14 protein-coding genes and 1 pseudogene are annotated in these 16,937 nt (G+C 44.6%); 6 read left to right on the top strand and 9 right to left on the bottom strand.

Going from position 1 to position 16,937, the window contains the following annotated elements; genetic code table 11:
* On the bottom strand, positions 1-262 hold a 262-nt coding region (locus FTU54_RS07300; protein ID WP_373684846.1), incomplete at its 3' end, for an acyl-CoA dehydrogenase family protein.
* Positions 263-286: 24 nt separating this feature from the next.
* Positions 287-1,441: an acyl-CoA dehydrogenase family protein gene (locus FTU54_RS07295; protein WP_005178038.1), complete on the bottom strand. Its 1,155-nt coding sequence runs from the start codon at positions 1,439-1,441 to the stop codon at positions 287-289.
* A gap of 482 nt (positions 1,442-1,923) precedes the next feature.
* Between FTU54_RS07295 and FTU54_RS07290 the strand changes: the two genes are divergently transcribed.
* On the top strand, positions 1,924-2,760 hold the full coding sequence (locus tag FTU54_RS07290) for an IclR family transcriptional regulator (protein WP_034597686.1): 837 nt from the start codon (positions 1,924-1,926) through the stop codon (positions 2,758-2,760).
* 224 nt (positions 2,761-2,984) lie between these two features.
* Positions 2,985-4,697, top strand: a complete 1,713-nt coding sequence (locus tag FTU54_RS07285; protein ID WP_104488878.1) for an electron transfer flavoprotein-ubiquinone oxidoreductase — start codon at positions 2,985-2,987, stop codon at positions 4,695-4,697.
* 235 nt (positions 4,698-4,932) lie between these two features.
* Here FTU54_RS07285 and FTU54_RS07280 read toward each other — a convergent pair whose 3' ends face one another.
* Entirely contained in the window at positions 4,933-6,687 is a 1,755-nt protein-coding gene (locus FTU54_RS07280; RefSeq protein ID WP_180074601.1) for a bifunctional protein-serine/threonine kinase/phosphatase, read from the bottom strand.
* 62 nt (positions 6,688-6,749) lie between these two features.
* Positions 6,750-7,559 carry a formate/nitrite transporter family protein gene (locus FTU54_RS07275; RefSeq protein ID WP_005178046.1) on the bottom strand — a complete coding sequence of 270 codons (810 nt, stop codon included), beginning with the start codon at positions 7,557-7,559 and terminating at the stop codon, positions 6,750-6,752.
* Between the two features lie 292 nt (positions 7,560-7,851).
* On the opposite strand from FTU54_RS07275, the gene cynS reads away from it, so the two are divergent.
* Positions 7,852-8,301, top strand: coding sequence for a cyanase (cynS, locus tag FTU54_RS07270; RefSeq protein WP_005178047.1), 450 nt, complete (start codon positions 7,852-7,854; stop codon positions 8,299-8,301).
* Positions 8,302-8,504: 203 nt separating this feature from the next.
* Here the strand turns inward: cynS and FTU54_RS07265 are convergent.
* Positions 8,505-8,861, bottom strand: a pseudogene (locus FTU54_RS07265) (KGG domain-containing protein); the annotation flags it as partial.
* A 439-nt stretch (positions 8,862-9,300) separates the two neighbouring features.
* Positions 9,301-10,542: an MFS transporter gene (locus FTU54_RS07260; RefSeq protein ID WP_016658127.1), complete on the bottom strand. Its 1,242-nt coding sequence runs from the start codon at positions 10,540-10,542 to the stop codon at positions 9,301-9,303.
* A gap of 658 nt (positions 10,543-11,200) precedes the next feature.
* Here FTU54_RS07260 and FTU54_RS07255 point away from each other — a divergent pair.
* The 3 genes from FTU54_RS07255 (at position 11,201) to FTU54_RS07245 (ending at position 12,658) form a co-directional block, all read left to right on the top strand.
* Entirely contained in the window at positions 11,201-11,440 is a 240-nt protein-coding gene (locus FTU54_RS07255; protein WP_163170109.1) for a DUF2171 domain-containing protein, read from the top strand.
* Between the two features lie 90 nt (positions 11,441-11,530).
* Positions 11,531-12,412 (top strand): SDR family oxidoreductase, encoded by an 882-nt coding sequence (locus FTU54_RS07250; protein ID WP_228128862.1) that lies wholly within the window; start codon positions 11,531-11,533, stop codon positions 12,410-12,412.
* 81 nt (positions 12,413-12,493) lie between these two features.
* Positions 12,494-12,658 carry a hypothetical protein gene (locus tag FTU54_RS07245; protein ID WP_016658124.1) on the top strand — a complete coding sequence of 55 codons (165 nt, stop codon included), beginning with the start codon at positions 12,494-12,496 and terminating at the stop codon, positions 12,656-12,658.
* A gap of 99 nt (positions 12,659-12,757) precedes the next feature.
* Here the strand turns inward: FTU54_RS07245 and FTU54_RS07240 are convergent, their stop codons facing one another.
* The 3 genes from FTU54_RS07240 to FTU54_RS07230 all read right to left on the bottom strand — a co-directional run bounded on the left by FTU54_RS07240 (position 12,758) and on the right by FTU54_RS07230 (position 16,680).
* Positions 12,758-14,161, bottom strand: a complete 1,404-nt coding sequence (locus FTU54_RS07240; RefSeq protein WP_257223809.1) for an iron-containing redox enzyme family protein — start codon at positions 14,159-14,161, stop codon at positions 12,758-12,760.
* Between the two features lie 315 nt (positions 14,162-14,476).
* Positions 14,477-15,640 carry an acyl-CoA desaturase gene (locus FTU54_RS07235; RefSeq protein WP_005178063.1) on the bottom strand — a complete coding sequence of 388 codons (1,164 nt, stop codon included), beginning with the start codon at positions 15,638-15,640 and terminating at the stop codon, positions 14,477-14,479.
* A 17-nt stretch (positions 15,641-15,657) separates the two neighbouring features.
* Positions 15,658-16,680, bottom strand: coding sequence for a ferredoxin reductase (locus tag FTU54_RS07230; protein WP_180074598.1), 1,023 nt, complete (start codon positions 16,678-16,680; stop codon positions 15,658-15,660).
* Positions 16,681-16,937: the final 257 nt, after the last annotated feature.

Raw genomic sequence — 16,937 nt, 5'->3', positions numbered from 1 at the left:
CACGGGCAATCAGACCATAGCTGACATAATTTAAACCAGCACCGCCGTATTGTTCCGGAATGGTTGGGCCTAGTAGGCCTAGCTCGCCCATTTCACGGAAAATGGTCGGATCGGTTTTTTCATGACGAAACTGTTCCAGTACACGTGGCATCAGCTTGTCCTGACAATAGGCCGCAGCAGTATCACGGATCATGCGTTCTTCTGCAGTCAGCTGCTGCTCCAGCAGGAATGGGTCTTGCCAGTCAAATCTAATTTTTGTCATGTCTATCATCCTTTCTTATTTCGATTAAGCAGTCGCTTGTTTAATCATTTCACGTGCAATGATAATTTGCTGAATCTGGGTCGTTCCTTCATATAAACGGAATAAACGCACATCACGATAGAAACGTTCAATTGAATATTCGCTGATATAGCCGGCACCACCATGAATCTGCAAGCAGCGGTCAGCAACGCGGCCACACATTTCAGTGGCAAACATTTTGGCACATGAGGCTTCAACCGTGACATTCTGACCGGCATCACGCTTACGTGCTGCATCTAGCACCATACATTTGGCTGCATAAATTTCAGCTTTTGAGTCGGCTAACATACCCTGAATCAGCTGGAAATTTGCAATTGGCTGACCAAACTGTTTACGTTCCACCGCATAATTTAAGGCATCTTCCAGCATACGTTCTGCCATACCGACGCTATAGCCGGCAATATGCAAACGACCTTTGTCGAGTACACGCATGGCTGTCTTAAAGCCAACGCCTTCAACTCCACCAATCAGCTGATCTTTATGAACGCGGCAATTATCAAAAATTACGTCACAGGTATATGAACCATGCTGACCCATTTTTTTATCAATTTTGCCCAGACTTAAACCTGGCGTACCCGCTTCAACCAAGAAAGCTGAAATACCGCTGGCGCCTTTAATTTCCGGATTGGTACGCGCCATGACCGTGAAAGTGGTGGCACGTGGTGCATTGGTAATAAAACGTTTGGTTCCATTTAAAACGTAGTAATCACCATCTTTTACCGCACTGGTTTTTAAAGATGCTGCATCTGAACCAGAATCTGGCTCAGTCAAACAGAACGAGCCAATGATTTCACCCGTTGCATAACGTGGTAAATACTTTTGCTTTTGCTCTTCTGTACCATCAATTACGATACCGCTTGAACCAATACCATTGTTGGTACCAATTAAAGAGCGGAAAGCAGCAGAAGTCCGGCCCAGCTCCATCGCCACCAGAATTTCTTCTTCCATGGTGATGCCTAAACCGCCGTATTCTTCAGGAATGGTCAGACCGAACAGCCCTAGTTCTTTCATCTGATCAACAATGTGTTCAGGAATGGCATTATTTTCTTCTACTTCATGCTCGAGTGGAACGAGCTCGTTTTTCACAAAATCGCGAATCGTTGATAGAAGTTGATCAAGCATTTCTGGATCACGAATCATAGGAATCTCCGTTTTATCTGGTTTGGGTAAATTCCTTCACCCTTATTTTCATTTCGCAATACGAAATAAATAATCACAAAATTAAGATTTCAGCAAGAAATTTTATGAAAAAATTTATTTTTTCTATAAATAAGCAAATTTTTACTGAATTTCTGTTTTGATTAATATAGAATAAAATTTCATAATACGAAATTATTTCTTTAAAAATTTAAATTTAAGGATGAATATTAATCAGAAATGATTAAGGGACCATAAAATTAGGCACTAAACAATAAAATTCATTACTTTATTGGAGGTTTTACTCTAAAAGTACAAACGTTACTTTTATCGTGTTATAAAAATTTATCGCAACCTGTTTGGCCGCGATACAGAATAAAAATCATTTATTTTTTGTGCAATTTATCAATAATTTATGTGTTTTATTTTGTATCGTGAAACTAAGTTGCTATCATATTCATTAATTTACTCTATTTATGCTGAACATGACAAAAAATAAAACAGGTGAAATCCCTAACTTTGATGAAATTCGCTTGGATCCGATTTCGCATATTCACCGCGAAAATAATCCGCAGTTCATTGCCTCTATTGCACGTGGACTTGAGATTTTAAGATGCTTCTCGGCGACCAATCAGTTGTTAGGTAATCAGGAAATTGCGCAAATGACCAATTTGCCCAAACCGACCGTGGCGCGTATTACCAGCACCCTGGTTTCTCTGGGCTATTTAAAACAGTTGCCAAATACGACCAAATATCTACTTGATGTAGGCGTACTGGCATTGGGTTATTCGGCATTAAGCAATATTTCTGCGCGAACGCAGGCTCATCCGTTCATGGAAGAAATGTCACGCTATGCCCAGGCGCCGGTCGCCATGGCCACCCGTGACCGTCTGAATATGATTTATCTGGAAGTAGTCCATACTGACACGACCCTGACCATGCGCCGTTCGGTCGGTTCAACATTACCGATTCATTCCAGTGCCATGGGACGTGCCTGCCTAGCCGCTATGGACGTGAAAGAACGTGAATATCTGTTTGATGCGATCAAGAAAAGACACGAAGAGCAATGGACGACCATTAAACGTAATCTGGAACGTGCGATCCGCGACTATCAGGATTATGGCTACTGTCTGTCTTTAGGTGACTGGGCCAAAGATGTCAACTCTGTGGCGGTGCCATTGATTCATCCTAAACATGGTATTTTGACCTTTAACTGCGGCGCGCCTAGTTATCTGTTAAATCAGGAAAAACTGGAAAACGAGATTGGCCCGCGTCTGATTCATATGGTCAACAATATTGCGATGAATCTCAATAATATCTAAGCACATCATAATCAGGGCGACACAGGTCGCTCTTTTTATTTCGTTCGATATAACCTAATCCAACACCGCCCTTCCCATGCAAAGCAGCTTTTCTCCTGCGCAACAAAGCTCACAAATCTAAACGTTGAATACAGTCCTATTTCAAATAAAAAGTTAAAAAATAAACTTCAAAACCGATTTATATAATGATATAAATATCGTATAGCGAAACAGGATTTCTTATTATGGAAGATATTAACCGAGAAGCCATGGAGTTTGATGTCGTTATCGTAGGTGCTGGCCCTGCGGGTCTGTCTGCGGCGATTAAAATCCGTCAACTTGCAATTGAAAATAACCTGAATGATCTGTCCGTTTGTGTCGTAGAAAAAGGCTCCGAAGTCGGTGCGCACATCTTGTCAGGTGCGGTGCTGGAACCACGTGCCATCAATGAGCTGTTCCCGAACTGGAAAGAAGAAGGTGCACCTTTAAATGTACCGGTGACAGAAGATAAAACGTTCTTCCTGCTGTCTGAAACCACTTCGAAAGAAGCGCCACACTGGATGGTACCAAAAACCATGCACAACGATGGCAACTATGTCATTTCACTGGGCAACGTGGTGCGCTGGTTAGGCCAGAAAGCCGAAGAACTGGAAGTGTCTATTTTCCCGGGCTTTGCGGCGTCTGAAATTCTGTACCATGAAGATGGCACAGTAAAAGGCATTCAAACCGGTGATATGGGCATTGGTAAAGATGGTGAACCGACCCACAACTTTGCCCCAGGTTATGAACTGCATGCCAAATACACCCTGTTTGCTGAAGGCTGTCGTGGTCACTTAGGCAAACGCCTGATCCAAAAATTTAATCTGGACAAAGATGCCGACCCTCAACACTACGGTATCGGCATTAAAGAGCTGTGGGAAATTGATCCGGCCAAACATAAACCAGGTCTGGTGATGCACGGTGCCGGCTGGCCATTGTCTGAAACCGGTTCTTCCGGCGGCTGGTGGCTCTACCACGCGGAAAACAACCAGGTCACGCTGGGGATGATCGTCGATCTGTCTTATGAAAATCCGCATATGTATCCATTTATGGAAATGCAGCGCTGGAAGACTCATCCTCTGATTAAGCAATACTTGGAAGGCGGTAAGCGTATTTCTTATGGTGCGCGTGCCGTAACCAAAGGTGGCTTTAACTCGCTGCCTAAATTCACTTTCCCGGGTGGTTCTTTAATTGGTGATGATGCAGGCTTTCTGAACTTTGCCAAAATCAAAGGCTCTCATACCGCAATGAAATCCGGCATGCTTTGTGGTGAAGCAGTCTTTGAAGCGATTGCTGCTGGTGTCGAAAAAGGTGGTGACTTGGCGATTGCCCGCGTGACTGAGGGTGAAGATTTCTTTGTAAAAGAATTAACCTCTTACACTGAGAAGTTCAACAACAGCTGGCTAAAAGAAGAGCTTTACAACGCGCGTAACTTTGGCCCGGCAATGCACAAGTTTGGTCAATGGTTTGGTGGTGCGTTTAACTTTATCGACCAGAACATCTTTAAAGTGCCATTTACCCTGCATGACTTGGTGCCTGACTTCAGTGCGCTGAAAACCGTAGATGCGGTAAGCTTTAAGCCGAACTATCCAAAACCGGATGGCAAGCTGACCTTTGACCGTTTGTCTTCGGTGTTTGTATCCAATACCGTACACGAAGAAAACCAGCCAGCGCACCTGAAACTAACCAATGCCTCGATTCCGGTCGATGTGAACTTGCCTAAATGGGATGAGCCGGCACAGCGTTACTGCCCTGCGGGTGTGTATGAAATTATGGAAAATGATGATGGTTCCAAGCGCTTCCAGATTAACGCAGCCAACTGCGTACACTGTAAGACTTGCGACATTAAAGATCCATCACAGAACATCACCTGGGTAACACCGGAAGGTGGTGGTGGTCCGAATTACCCGAATATGTAAGGTAATTCCGATGAGTCAGAACGAAGCTTCTGGCTCATTTACCCAATCCTGAAGACGTTATGAATAACTCTTCACTTTAATTTTGTAGGTAATCCCAGTTCCTTCGGGAGCTGGGATTAATACATTTTAAGCGCGGATTTCATCATCAAAATGGGGCTGTATTGAAACGACAATCGCTGAGCCAAGTGGCTCTGATTTTATAATCAGTCCAGCATTGAAAAATCACTGATTTAATTTAAACACTAAACATCAACGCCAAAGACAACAGCAAGCATAAAAATAACATAGCTGAAACCGCCTGCCAGAATCTAACAGGATTTTTATCCAGCAAGGAAGACTGAACCGGCTTTAAAAAATACCGGTTAGGATGCTTAAGATCATACAGAAATTCCGACAATACCTCATAGCGTTCATTTGGCATCAGGGCCAAGGCCTTATGCAAGGCTCCATCAATCCACACCGGAATATCTGGCCGATATTCTAAAATTGAATGATAACGCACCGTTTTTAGCTGTTTAAGCGTCTGACAACGCGCCAGTTCGGTGCCATAGGGTAACTGTTTGCTAAGTACATAATACAGTACCACGGCCAGTGAAAACTGGTCTGAACGGGTGGAAACCGGCCGCGAGCAAAAATATTCCGGCGCCATAAAGGCTAAGGTGCCCAAAGCCGCGGCATGTTGCGGCTGTGATTCGGAAATCCCCTTGACCAGGGTTGCACCAAAATCAATCAGTTTTAGCTCTAACTGTGCATTCAGCATGATATTTTCAGGGCGAATATCCTGATGCAGCATGTCCAGCCGGTGAAAAGCCTGCAAACCTTTAATGATCTGTTCCGTAATCTGGATGGCGGTTTCAAGCGCAATCGGCTGGCGCTGCTGATGCAGCCAGGTATTTAAGGTCTGGCCAGATAAATATTCATAGGTTTGAAAATAATAAGATTTACTGCGCTGATGCGGATAGGCCGCTAAAACTTGTGGATGCTGAATCCGTTTCGCCACCCACTCTTCCAGCAAAAAACGCTCCAGTGCCTGCACATCGTGGGTTAAATCCAGTGACGGAATTTTAATGACCAGTTGCTGCTGCCACGTTTCATCCCAAGCCAGATATAAACGGCTACGATGGTTCTGGTGCAGTACATTTTGAATCCAGTAGCCTTCAAACTGCTGACCTATGCTTAAATCCGGGGCCAGACTTAGCTGGTTGTGACTTGGCTGAAATTGTGACTGGGCCTGTTGTGGCAGCTGCTGTACCTGCACAATTTGCAGGGTTAAATTGTCAGGACTGCCCTGCGCATCGGCCAGATGGACCAGCATTTCTGCTACCTGGTCAAGATCTAAAGTTTCGGGGCTGTGAAGTGCCTCGATAATTTGGCTGTCCGACAGATATTCATATACACCATCGGTCATCAACAGGAAAATATCATCCTGTGCCAACGGCAGACTCAAATAATCCACCTCTACTTTCTGCGCCACGCCCAAAGCCCGGCTTAAATAGCTTTCCCGGGAAGATAACCAGACTCGATGATCGACACTGAGCTGTTCCAGCTGTTGCTCACGCAAGCGGTAAATACGGGCATCACCAATATGAAACAGATGTACAGTTTCATGTTTGAATACCAGCGCGCTAAAAGTGCAGACATAGCCGCGGTCTTTATCGACACGGCTCTGACTTTGCTGGGTCTGGGCATAGAGCCAGGAATTGGTGGCACGAATCACCCGGTCGACCGAAGTTTTGACGCTCCAGGAATCGGGCGTCGAAAAGTAATCGGCCAGAAAACTGGACACAGCGGTTTCACTGGCGATATGACTGACATTGCTGCTGCTAATGCCATCGGCAATGGCGCAGGCAATGCCCTTTTGCTGTGCCAGATAGCCCTCCGGAACAGCCGCGCCGTGAAAATCCTGATTGCTCTCTTTGCGGCCGGCAGCACTATATTGCCCAAGCCGAATTTGAAGTGAAGTCTGGTGTGAAGATGGCAAAGTGGACATGCGCTGATCTCAACTGGCTGGAATCTTCCCTGATTCCAAAATTCATCCTGTGGGCTTAAAACTTAGAACTCGCGTTTTGGTGCAGTGCGGACATGCGTGGTATAAAGCGCAAGACCAGTTAAAGCCAAACCACCTACCAGGTTCCCCAGCGCTACCGGTAACTCATTCCAGATAAAGTAGTCCATCACCGAGAAATCGCCGCCCATCATCATCGCGAACGGGAACAGGAACATATTCACCACCGAATGTTCAAAGCCCATGGCAAAGAACAGCATGATCGGCATCCACATCGCAATAAACTTGCCACTAACGGTGGTCGACATCATCGCGCCAATCACGCCAAGCGACACCATCCAGTTACAGAGCATGCCGCGAATGAAAATTGTGATCCACCCAGCTACGCCATATTCTTTGTAGCCCAGCGTCCGGTCTTCACCAATATGTGCAATCGCCAGACCGACCTTGTTTGGTTCGGTCGAAAAGCCGTAGGTATAGACCGCTGCCATCATCACCGCCACAATCAGCGCACCAGTGAAGTTGCCGACAAACACCACACCCCAGTTTTTCAGGATTCTGGCCCAAGTCACGCCCGGACGTTTATCCAGCCAGGCCAATGGTGTCAGGACAAATACCCCGGTCAGCAGGTCATAGCCCAGCAGATACAGCATACAAAAGCCCACCGGGAATAATAATGCACCAATTAAAGGCACGCCGGTTTGCACTGCAATGGTGACTGCAAAAACCGCTGCCAGCGCCAGAATAGCCCCGGCCATGGTGGCGCGGATCAGCACATCACGGTTTGCCATATGTAGTTTCGATTCACCGGCATCCACAACTTTGGTTGCAAATTCGGAAGGTGCAAGATAAGCCATTGCGAGTACCCCTCAACGATTGAAATTTAGCGGTGGGATGATTTGCAAATAAAAAGCGCCCAAGACGACTTTCACGTCTTAGGCGCCATTGCCTGAATCATCCAGCATGTTTTAAAAAATTATGGCGTCGTTGCCATCAGTTCAGTGGAGATACAGCAAGGAACGTACCAACTTTGTGTGAAAGATAAATTTACGCCATGGTCAGATTCAAGATCTGAGCTGATTTCAAGCTGGCATACATTGTGCTTTTCCCTTCTCAGTGTTTTAGCCATAAGCAGTTGAGGAAATAGATATGATTAGCCATCGCCAACAAGTGACAGACATGATTTTATCTGCCAAGGTGCTGAACAATATTCAGTGGTCCAGCGTGGCGCAGGAAATTGGTTTATCCAAAGAATGGGTAACGGCAGCCTGTTTGGGGCAAATGGCATTGAATAAGGAACAGGCCGAAAAAATTGGTCAGATATTTAACCTGAGTGATGAAGCCGTGGCCTGGTTACAGATTGTGCCGTATAAAGGCTCTCTGCCAACCAGCGTTCCGACCGATCCTTTAATTTACCGCTGGTATGAAGTGGTGAATGTCTATGGTTCTACCATTAAAGAGCTGATTCATGAAGAATTTGGCGACGGGATTATGAGTGCAATTGATTTTAGTATGGATATTCAACGGGAAAGCCATGAAAATGGCGACCGGGTAAATGTGGTGCTATCCGGGAAATTTTTGCCGTATAAATCCTATTAAGATGAGTTTGTGTTGAGCTTAAAACTCTAAGCAATCACAAAAATCTGCGCTTACCTTATTCATAAAGATGATCAAGTAAAGATCAAAACCACATTCATTCCCCCATAAAAATAGGCTTAATCTTCCCGGACAAAAACGATTGCTGTTTTATCCGGTCAGATTAAGCCTATGTTTTTTAGCAAGCTGTACTAGTCCGAGGTAAAGCGTCCATAACGGTCGCGTTTACGTGTGCCCGAAGATGAGCTACGACCACGACCTCTGCCACGGCCACGGTAATCGTCGTCATCATCATCGTCATCGCGGTTGCGACCACGGCGATTGTCATCGTTTATATGACTTCTGGCGCCGGCACGGCGTGCTTCTTCTGACGTAAACTCATGCGCATTGCCGCTGGCATGGGCTGCGCGGCCGGCTTCACGCGCTTCTTCGGATGTAAATTCATGCGCATTGCCGCTGGCATGGGCTGCGCGCCCACCACCACTGGCAATTTCTCTTTGTTCATCTGGATCCATACTCGCAAATCCACGATTTGAAGTACCCTCATTACGTGTATTGGCCATGATTCACCCTTCCTGTTATTTATTTTGATTGTCTATGTTGCGACTCTTTTAAGATAAGAGTGAAAATTAAAATAAACAGCTAGGCTTTGTTTCAGATCATTGGAATGTAGCAGGTCTTTTTTATTTTAAAAAATTAACAGGCTGTATTTAAAATAGTAAAATTTTATTCCTTTAAATATCTTTTTAAATTTTTTACTATTTTTATATTTCAGCTGTTTTTATTTACAAAATTAAATAATAGACGCGTTAAGATGAGGTAGTTTATTTTTCTAAAAATAAAAAATATTTAAATAGATTCTATAAATTTTAAATATATTCTCTAGTCCCTTGATTTCACTTTTTATTGTCTTAGTTATTGCTGCTTAAATATAAAAAAAGCCAGTCAGTGAGCGCTGACTGGCAAAAAAGGAAGACACAGATAAGTAAGTGAATGTCCGATTTAGTCGACCTGGGTAAAGCGATTTAAGACAGCAATCGACAGCAGCAATAAGGCCACCAGCGCAAAGACGGTGCTCAGGCCAATGGCTTCACTTAGGAAACCGACCAGCGCCGGGCCACTTAATGAACCGCTATAGGCAATGGTCGATACCAGCGATAAAGCAGCCGCTTTAGGCATAATATTCTGACGTCCGACACGAGAGAACATCACTGGTACAATATTGGAACAACCAAAACCGAGTAAAGCATAGCCCAGCAGGACCACCGCCCAGTGCGGCGCCATCACAATAATGCCTAGACCCAAGGCCGCACACAGCGCGCTATAGGTGATGATGTTTTTCTCGCCCCACATTCTTAATAAACGACGTCCGGAAAAACGGCCGATGGTCATGGTAATGGCAAAGAAGGTATAGGCCAGACCGGCAAAAGAAGCGTCCATCCCAAAGTTGCTAACCAGATAAATTCCGCTCCAGTCCATTGCTGAGCCTTCTGATAAAAAGGCAATAAAACAGACCAAACCAATTAACAGAATCATCGGGCTTGGGCGAAATTTCTGCTTCGCTGATGGTGCGGTGTCTTCTGGGGCTGTGTCTGATTTTTTCTCAATTTCAGACAGGCTGTTGGGAACGGCCAGAATGGCAATAAAGGCCAGCACCGCGCTCATGATTAAAGCGCTCATTAGCGGTGAAACACCCAATGACAGCAGCACAGTCACAGTCAGCACACCAAGTAAACCGCCCAGACTGCACATACCATGGAAGCTGGACATCATATTTTTCAGGCTGTTCTTTTCAACAATCACCGCCTGTAAATTAATGGCCACACCAAATGCACCCACCGCGGTCCCAAAGATAAACAGCACAATTGCCATGCTTAAGGCAGTACCAAATACCGTCAGTAACGGCAAAATGATCATCGCTGCAACCAGCGCAATCCCGATTAAAATACGGCAGCCAATACGCTGGATTAACAGACCGGCCGCAGGCATGGCCAGCATCGATCCAATCCCCATACAGAGTAGCAACAGGCCAAAGTCTGCATGGTTTAAAGAAAGACGTTGTTGTGCAAATGGAATGAGCGGTGCCCAAGATGCCGTACTTAAACCCAGACCAAAAAAGCTGAGTTTGGTTGCCAGACCTTGTGCATTGAGCTGGGCAGATGCATCGACGACTGTGGTTTTGGAAAACAACATGTATGTGCCACCTTCTAAAAACAGGGCATCCCATTCCAAAAAATTGTCCATAGAAAAACCCCTGCACACTTATAGGAAAATCTATAAACTTGCAGGGGCTTTTGTTGGCGGAATTATACACAATTCACAGCGCTGTACAGCCCTTTTTTGTCTATTTTACAAACAATTTTGTAATGACAAAAAGTACTTCATTTTTCTCGTTTTTTTGAAAAATTCCAGCTGTAATATTTTTATATAATTATTAAGAAACAAACACTTAATACACTTATTGTTTTATTCAATCAGTTTAATGAGTTTTAGTGATTGCCTGAAAATTGGTTTATATACAGAAACACAGCACTACCCCTTCAGTTTTGATTATTCCGACCACTCAACCATCTAGCTGATGCAGGATTAAGCGTTTAAACCAATAAGTAGCTAGAGATCTTCTGTAGTTTATAATTTTTATTTAAAAATAATAAAATGAGATTTATAAATATATGATTTTTGATTATCTCAACTCATCTATTTCAATATAACAATAGCTTTAATTATTTAAATTTAGCCTCAATCATTTAGATATTTCATAATGTGTAATATATATCTGCATGTAGTGAATTGTTATACTCTATGGCGGAGTTGTTTCGATTTTAAATAAAGCTATTTTTATCTCTTTGAGGCGTTTAAATTAAATAGAGATATTTATTTCATCTGAAATGGAGTAATAAAAATGGCTGATATTAATTTAAATAACATTCAGAAACATAGCGAAGTTATTGCCTCCTGCGGCACCCATGTCGGTACGGTCGATCATCTGGAAGGCAGCGATAAAATCAAACTGACCAAGCAGGATTCTGGCGATGGGATGCATCATTACATTCCGACCTCTTGGGTGGAAGAAATTCGTGGCAACCAGATTATCCTGAACAAGAATTCTGAAGAAGTCACCCGTCAGTGGGAAGCGGTATAACTTCTAAAAAGCACGATCTGCCCAGACTCGTGCTTTTTTATCGCTAAAAATTGCATCTGATTGAGCAAAACAATAAATCGACCCTAAAATTTGGAGAACTCCATGAATCATTATCCTGACAGCCCATCTCCGCAAGAGAAACAGGAGCATCAGCCCGGTGTGCAATATAAAATGACGCCCGAACCTGAAATTATTAAAAGCAATTATCAGGGCAGTCAAAAACTCAAAGACAAGGTGGCCTTAATTACCGGCGGTGATAGCGGCATCGGCCGATCTGTGGCGGTGCTGTTTGCCCGCGAAGGTGCCAATATTATTATTCCCTATTTAGAAGAAGATCAGGATGCGCAAGACACCAAGCGACTGGTTGAGCAGGAAGGTCGTCAATGTCTGCTGATTCAGTGTGACCTGCGCCAACATGCGGCAGTACAGCAGATGGTGGATTTGGCCTTACAGCAATTTCCGCATATTAATATTCTGGTCAATAATGCTGCTGTGCAATATCCACAAAAAACCATTGAAGATATTAATCCCGAACAGCTGCATAAAACCTTTGAAACCAACCTCTACCCGCTGTTTTATGTGACCCAGTTACTCATTCCTCAAATGCAGCCCGGTGACAGTATTATCAATACCACCAGTATCACCAGCTATCAGGGCCATAATGAGCTCATTGATTATGCCAGTACCAAAGGGGCTATTACTGCCTTTACCCGTAGCCTGTCGACCAACCTGCTAAAAAATAAAACCGGGATTCGGGTGAATGGTGTCGCACCTGGCCCAATCTGGACGCCGTTAATTCCAAGCAGTTTTGATGAAGAACAGCTAAAAGGTTTTGGTGAAGATACCCCCATGGGCCGCATGGGTCAGCCAAGTGAAGTTGCGCCGGCTTATCTGTTTTTAGCCTCCGATGAAGCCAGCTATATTTCCGGTCAGGTGATTCATGTTAATGGCGGTACCATTGTCAATGGTTAACGGCATTTAAAGGCACACAAGCAATGTAGATAACATTTTGAGTTTTATTGAAACATGCAGATCTATACAGGAGTGAAACTGATGTCTAGAGGTGATAAGTCGGCCTATACCGACAAGCAGAAACGTCAGGCCCGCCATATTATTGAATCGGAAAAAGAGCGAGGCCATTCCGAAGAAGAAGCAGAACGCATTGGCTGGTCTACCGTCAATAAACAGGATGGCGGCGGTAAAAAGAAATCCCACTAAATGCCCTTCTGTTCTGCTGGAACCCTTTTAAACTTCTATAAAAATGCCAATCCTTAGGATTGGCATTTTGTTAGGTGATGACAAGTAGATCATCAGATTTTATTGAATCTGCTGCAGCGCCTGCGGGAATAAAAACTGGGTCAGTTGACGCGTGGCCCATAAACCAGTGGGATTATGATGCTGATGCGGCGCCAAGTAAGGCAATAGCAGATTGATTTTTTCTTCCGCGCTACGCGCCAGTTTTAATTGCTGCTGCAAGGCCTGCTGTTCGCTTGAATTGAAATAATCGACAATATAATCATCGACCTGCTGCACCGGGGTTACTGCCTTAAACGGCACACGGCGTTCGGTATAGGCTTGGGCAATCCAGTCATAAATAATCTGCTGTTCAGCGACTGAAAACACCCCAAACATTTTACCTTCTTCATTGTGAATCAGCTGCCAGAAGCGGCTTTCACTCGGATGCTGGCCGCGTTTAATCCACTGTTTATCCTGTAATACCTGAAGGAACTCGACCACTTTCTGGTCATTGCTGAGCCATTCATTCACCGATGCCTGGGCAAAGCGGCAGCGGTTATTATGAATCAGCTTGCCGACCACGGCTTTTTTCTTGAAAATCTTTTCAATCAGCGGGGTTAAATCACTGTTTTTAATAATTTCAGTCGAGCCTAGGCCAACATCATTCAGAGCATAGCCGCGTTTCAGTTTGTCAATAAACTCTGTTTTATTGGCGGCCTGACTATAGCCATATTCCAGTGCGGCGACTGAACGATGCGCGTGACCATTGTCCAGGTTATCAATGGTAATGTGCACATTAAAATACTGATGATCCAGCCCCAGTTCAGCCAGTTCATAATTACTGATCAGCAAATGCAACGGCAACTGTTCATAGCCTAAATTAAAACCAATCACTTCCGGCAGATATTGCTGCGGCGCATAGGCCAGCGCCAGTTGTACCACGGGCTGATAATAGTATTCATCTTCCAGTCCTTCGACCAGATCTTGCAGATTCAGACTGCTGAGCAATTGCTGATACATCGACACGTGATTGGCTTTGGCTGAACCGAGGCCCAGCTCTTCCAGATAAATCATGATCAGATGCTGAAAATTCGGATCAGACCAATGTTTTAAGGTGCTATACAGCCAGGAACCATCGACATATTTTACTGGCGCGACTTTCACCAGAAAGTCATAGGCTGCTGCTACATGCTGAAAGTATTCACGCTGACCACCAGCCTGACGCCGGCTTAAATACTGCTGATAGCGTTCACAATTCTGCATATTCTGCTGAAAAAGCCAGTCTTTGATCTGGACTGGCTCATCGGGTAAAGGAATAGATGGGGGATCTATCTGGTGAAGCTCGCGCTGTAAAAGCTGGGCCGAAAGCTTTTCTTTTTCTGGTGCTGGCGTGCTTTCATCCAGAAAGAAATGAAACAGCTCCCGATAGCTTTTTTGTCGTTCGAGTTTTAAGGGGCGATAACTGTTCTGAGAGACAACTGACATCTTGTTATTTTCCATTATTTTTCACTCAAACCAGCTTAGGAGATTCGCCAAAATCACCATAGTTCAGTTTTGTTAAACCACGTTAACTTGCCAGCTGCTCAAAAATAAAGCGCAGAGATATCAGAAATTTATAAAGATAATTCAGTTACATAATCGGCAAGACCGGGCGTTTTTCTGTAAAAATAGCTCATGCTCCTGTAGCGCTGTTGCACTCAAGTTTGAGTCTTGAGTAAAAAATGCAGCAGTTATGCAAAATAAAAAAGACCAAAAGACATCTTATCTTCTGGTCTTATAAAAGCTGGCTAAAATCTGCTGTTACTGGAATTTGGCTTTCAGCTGGGCCAGACAGGTACGAATCAGGTGACCGCCCTGCCCGATTTTGTCCTGCCAGTGATTTGGCACCGAACACTTGGCCAGACGCACCCAGACACTGGAAAACTGCTGGATAAAATTGGCTTCATTATAATGAATACCATATTCTGCACACAGCGCTTTAATTTTTGGCGCTACTTCGGCATAACGGTTGGCCGGCATATCCGGAAATAAATGGTGCTCAATCTGATGGCTTAAATTTCCACTTAAAATATGCAGCCACTGGGTGCCACTAAAATTACTCGAACCGCGAATCTGGCGGATATACCATTCAGCCCGGCTTTCATTTTCGGTGTTGTCGGCTTCAAAATTTTCCGCATCTTCAGTGAAATGGCCATTGAAGATGACTGCAGATGCCCACAGGCTGCGAATCACATTGGCGACAGCATTGCCGGCAAAAACCGGAATGGCATTTGGCCCGGCAAGCAGCGGGAAAAAGACATAATCTTTGACCACCTGACGGCGCATTTTCTTTCTTAAACCGGCCGCTTCATCCCAGACCTGTTTCCAGGTTTTGGTTTTATAAACCAGTACATCTTCTAAATGCAGACGTTGCAGCCCCACATACCATTCAAAAAATACCATCAGCTGAATGGCCAGCGGAATATTCATCAAAAAACGCGGTTCCCATTTTTGTGCTTCGCTAACCCGTAGCAAGCCATAGCCGACATCGTGGTCTTTGTCGACAATATTGGTATAGGTGTGATGAATATAGTTATGGGTATATTTCCAGTCGTCTCCGGTGGCAATGGTGTCCCAGTCATAACTGGCACCGTTCAGGGTCGGATCATTCATCCAGTCAAACTGGCCATGCATGACGTTATGACCCAGCTCCATATTTTCAACAATTTTGGATAATCCTAGTAAACCAGTCCCCAATAACCATACTGGCGGAATCCAGCCGCCAAACATCAGCATCCCACGTGAGGCAATTTCACTATAGCGGACAAAATTACGGATTTTATAAATATACTGGGCATCTTTTTCCCCCAGATCGTCCATGACTTCACGGCGGATGGCTTCCACTTTGGCACCAAATTCCTGAATCTGAGCCTCGGTTAAATATTTTGACTTGCTGTTCGGATGTAACGCGGCAGGCATATTCATGTAATGTTCCCTCCAGATTATAAGTTAATCACGACAGGACTGATTGCCTGCGTCACACAAAGTTTGATTTGGGTATTATGGTTATGGTCAATTTCACCGGTCAGCAGATTACGCACGCTGCCGCTGACTTTGGTACAGGAACAGGTATTGCAAATACCCATGCGACAGCCATGGGCCGGTCTTAACCCGGCGGCTTCGGCACTGTCCAGCAAATTGCTGTTGGCCTGAAAATCCTGCTGCGAGCGCAAGAACTGCACCGGCTGCGCCTCCAGAGTTTCATCTGCGGTCATTTGAAAATACTCGGAATGAAACTGCTCGCTTAAATCCAGCTGCTGACAAATCTGCTGGGCAGCCTGCATCATCGAGGCTGAACCACAAGCATAAATATGTCGCTCACCCAGTTGCTCGACCGTGTTTTGCAGTAAGCTCAAAGACAGATGCTGATGCTGTTCTACAGTATTAAAATGATGATATTTAAAATGCGGATACATCAGCGCCAGGGTTTTAATTTCGGCATGGAAGGCATCATCCCGGGTGAAATACAGCAGGTCTATCGGCTGGGTCGAGCTGACCACGGCTTTTTGTAATAAGGAATAAATGGCGGTAATCCCACTGCCCGATGCAATAAAACATAAGGATGGAACTGGTGCCGGCAGTACAAAATTGCCCTGCGGCTGGGACAGCTCCACCACAGCCCCTGCCGGTAACCGGGTCAAGGCATTGGACATTTTGCCTTGCCGTTTGATGGCCAGAATCACATCGCCGTTATCGAGCAAAGTGACAATGGAATAGCTGCGCTGCTGGCGGACCCCATTCATCGCCAGCGTGATCAGAATACTTTGTCCGGCCTGAAAACGCTGTGCCTGAAAATTCTGGTTGGGACGTAAATGAATTTTATAAAAGTCTGGACTTAATGCCTGAATTTCAACAACGCAGGCTTTGACTTTTTTCAATGCCCAGACTGGATTTATTTTTTCTGCAATAAAATCAATAAAATCTTCTCGAATCCACTCGGGTTTATACTCTACAGAAGTGCTCATAACGGCCTCATGATTTTTTCAATGAACGGATGTTCTTTTTTTAATGTTCATGCCCACTATATAGATTCATGATCTCGATTCCATGTGAATGCAGGACAAAACTTGTCTTTTCCTTATGTTTTAGCTGGTTTTGTCTGACAAGATTCTGCACTTTTTCGGTCCCAACTTCGATGGGAGAAGTTTTATTGTTCTGATTTGCTTTTGTGCAGGCGCAGGATTTTTCATGAAAATGTCGTATGCTTTTGTCAGACTCGGTG

This window comes from Acinetobacter sp. YH12116, assembly GCF_013418895.1.
Taxonomy (GTDB): domain Bacteria; phylum Pseudomonadota; class Gammaproteobacteria; order Pseudomonadales; family Moraxellaceae; genus Acinetobacter; species Acinetobacter indicus.
The sequence above is the reverse complement of the archived record's forward strand: the minus strand, read 5'-3'. Positions and strand labels throughout refer to the sequence as shown.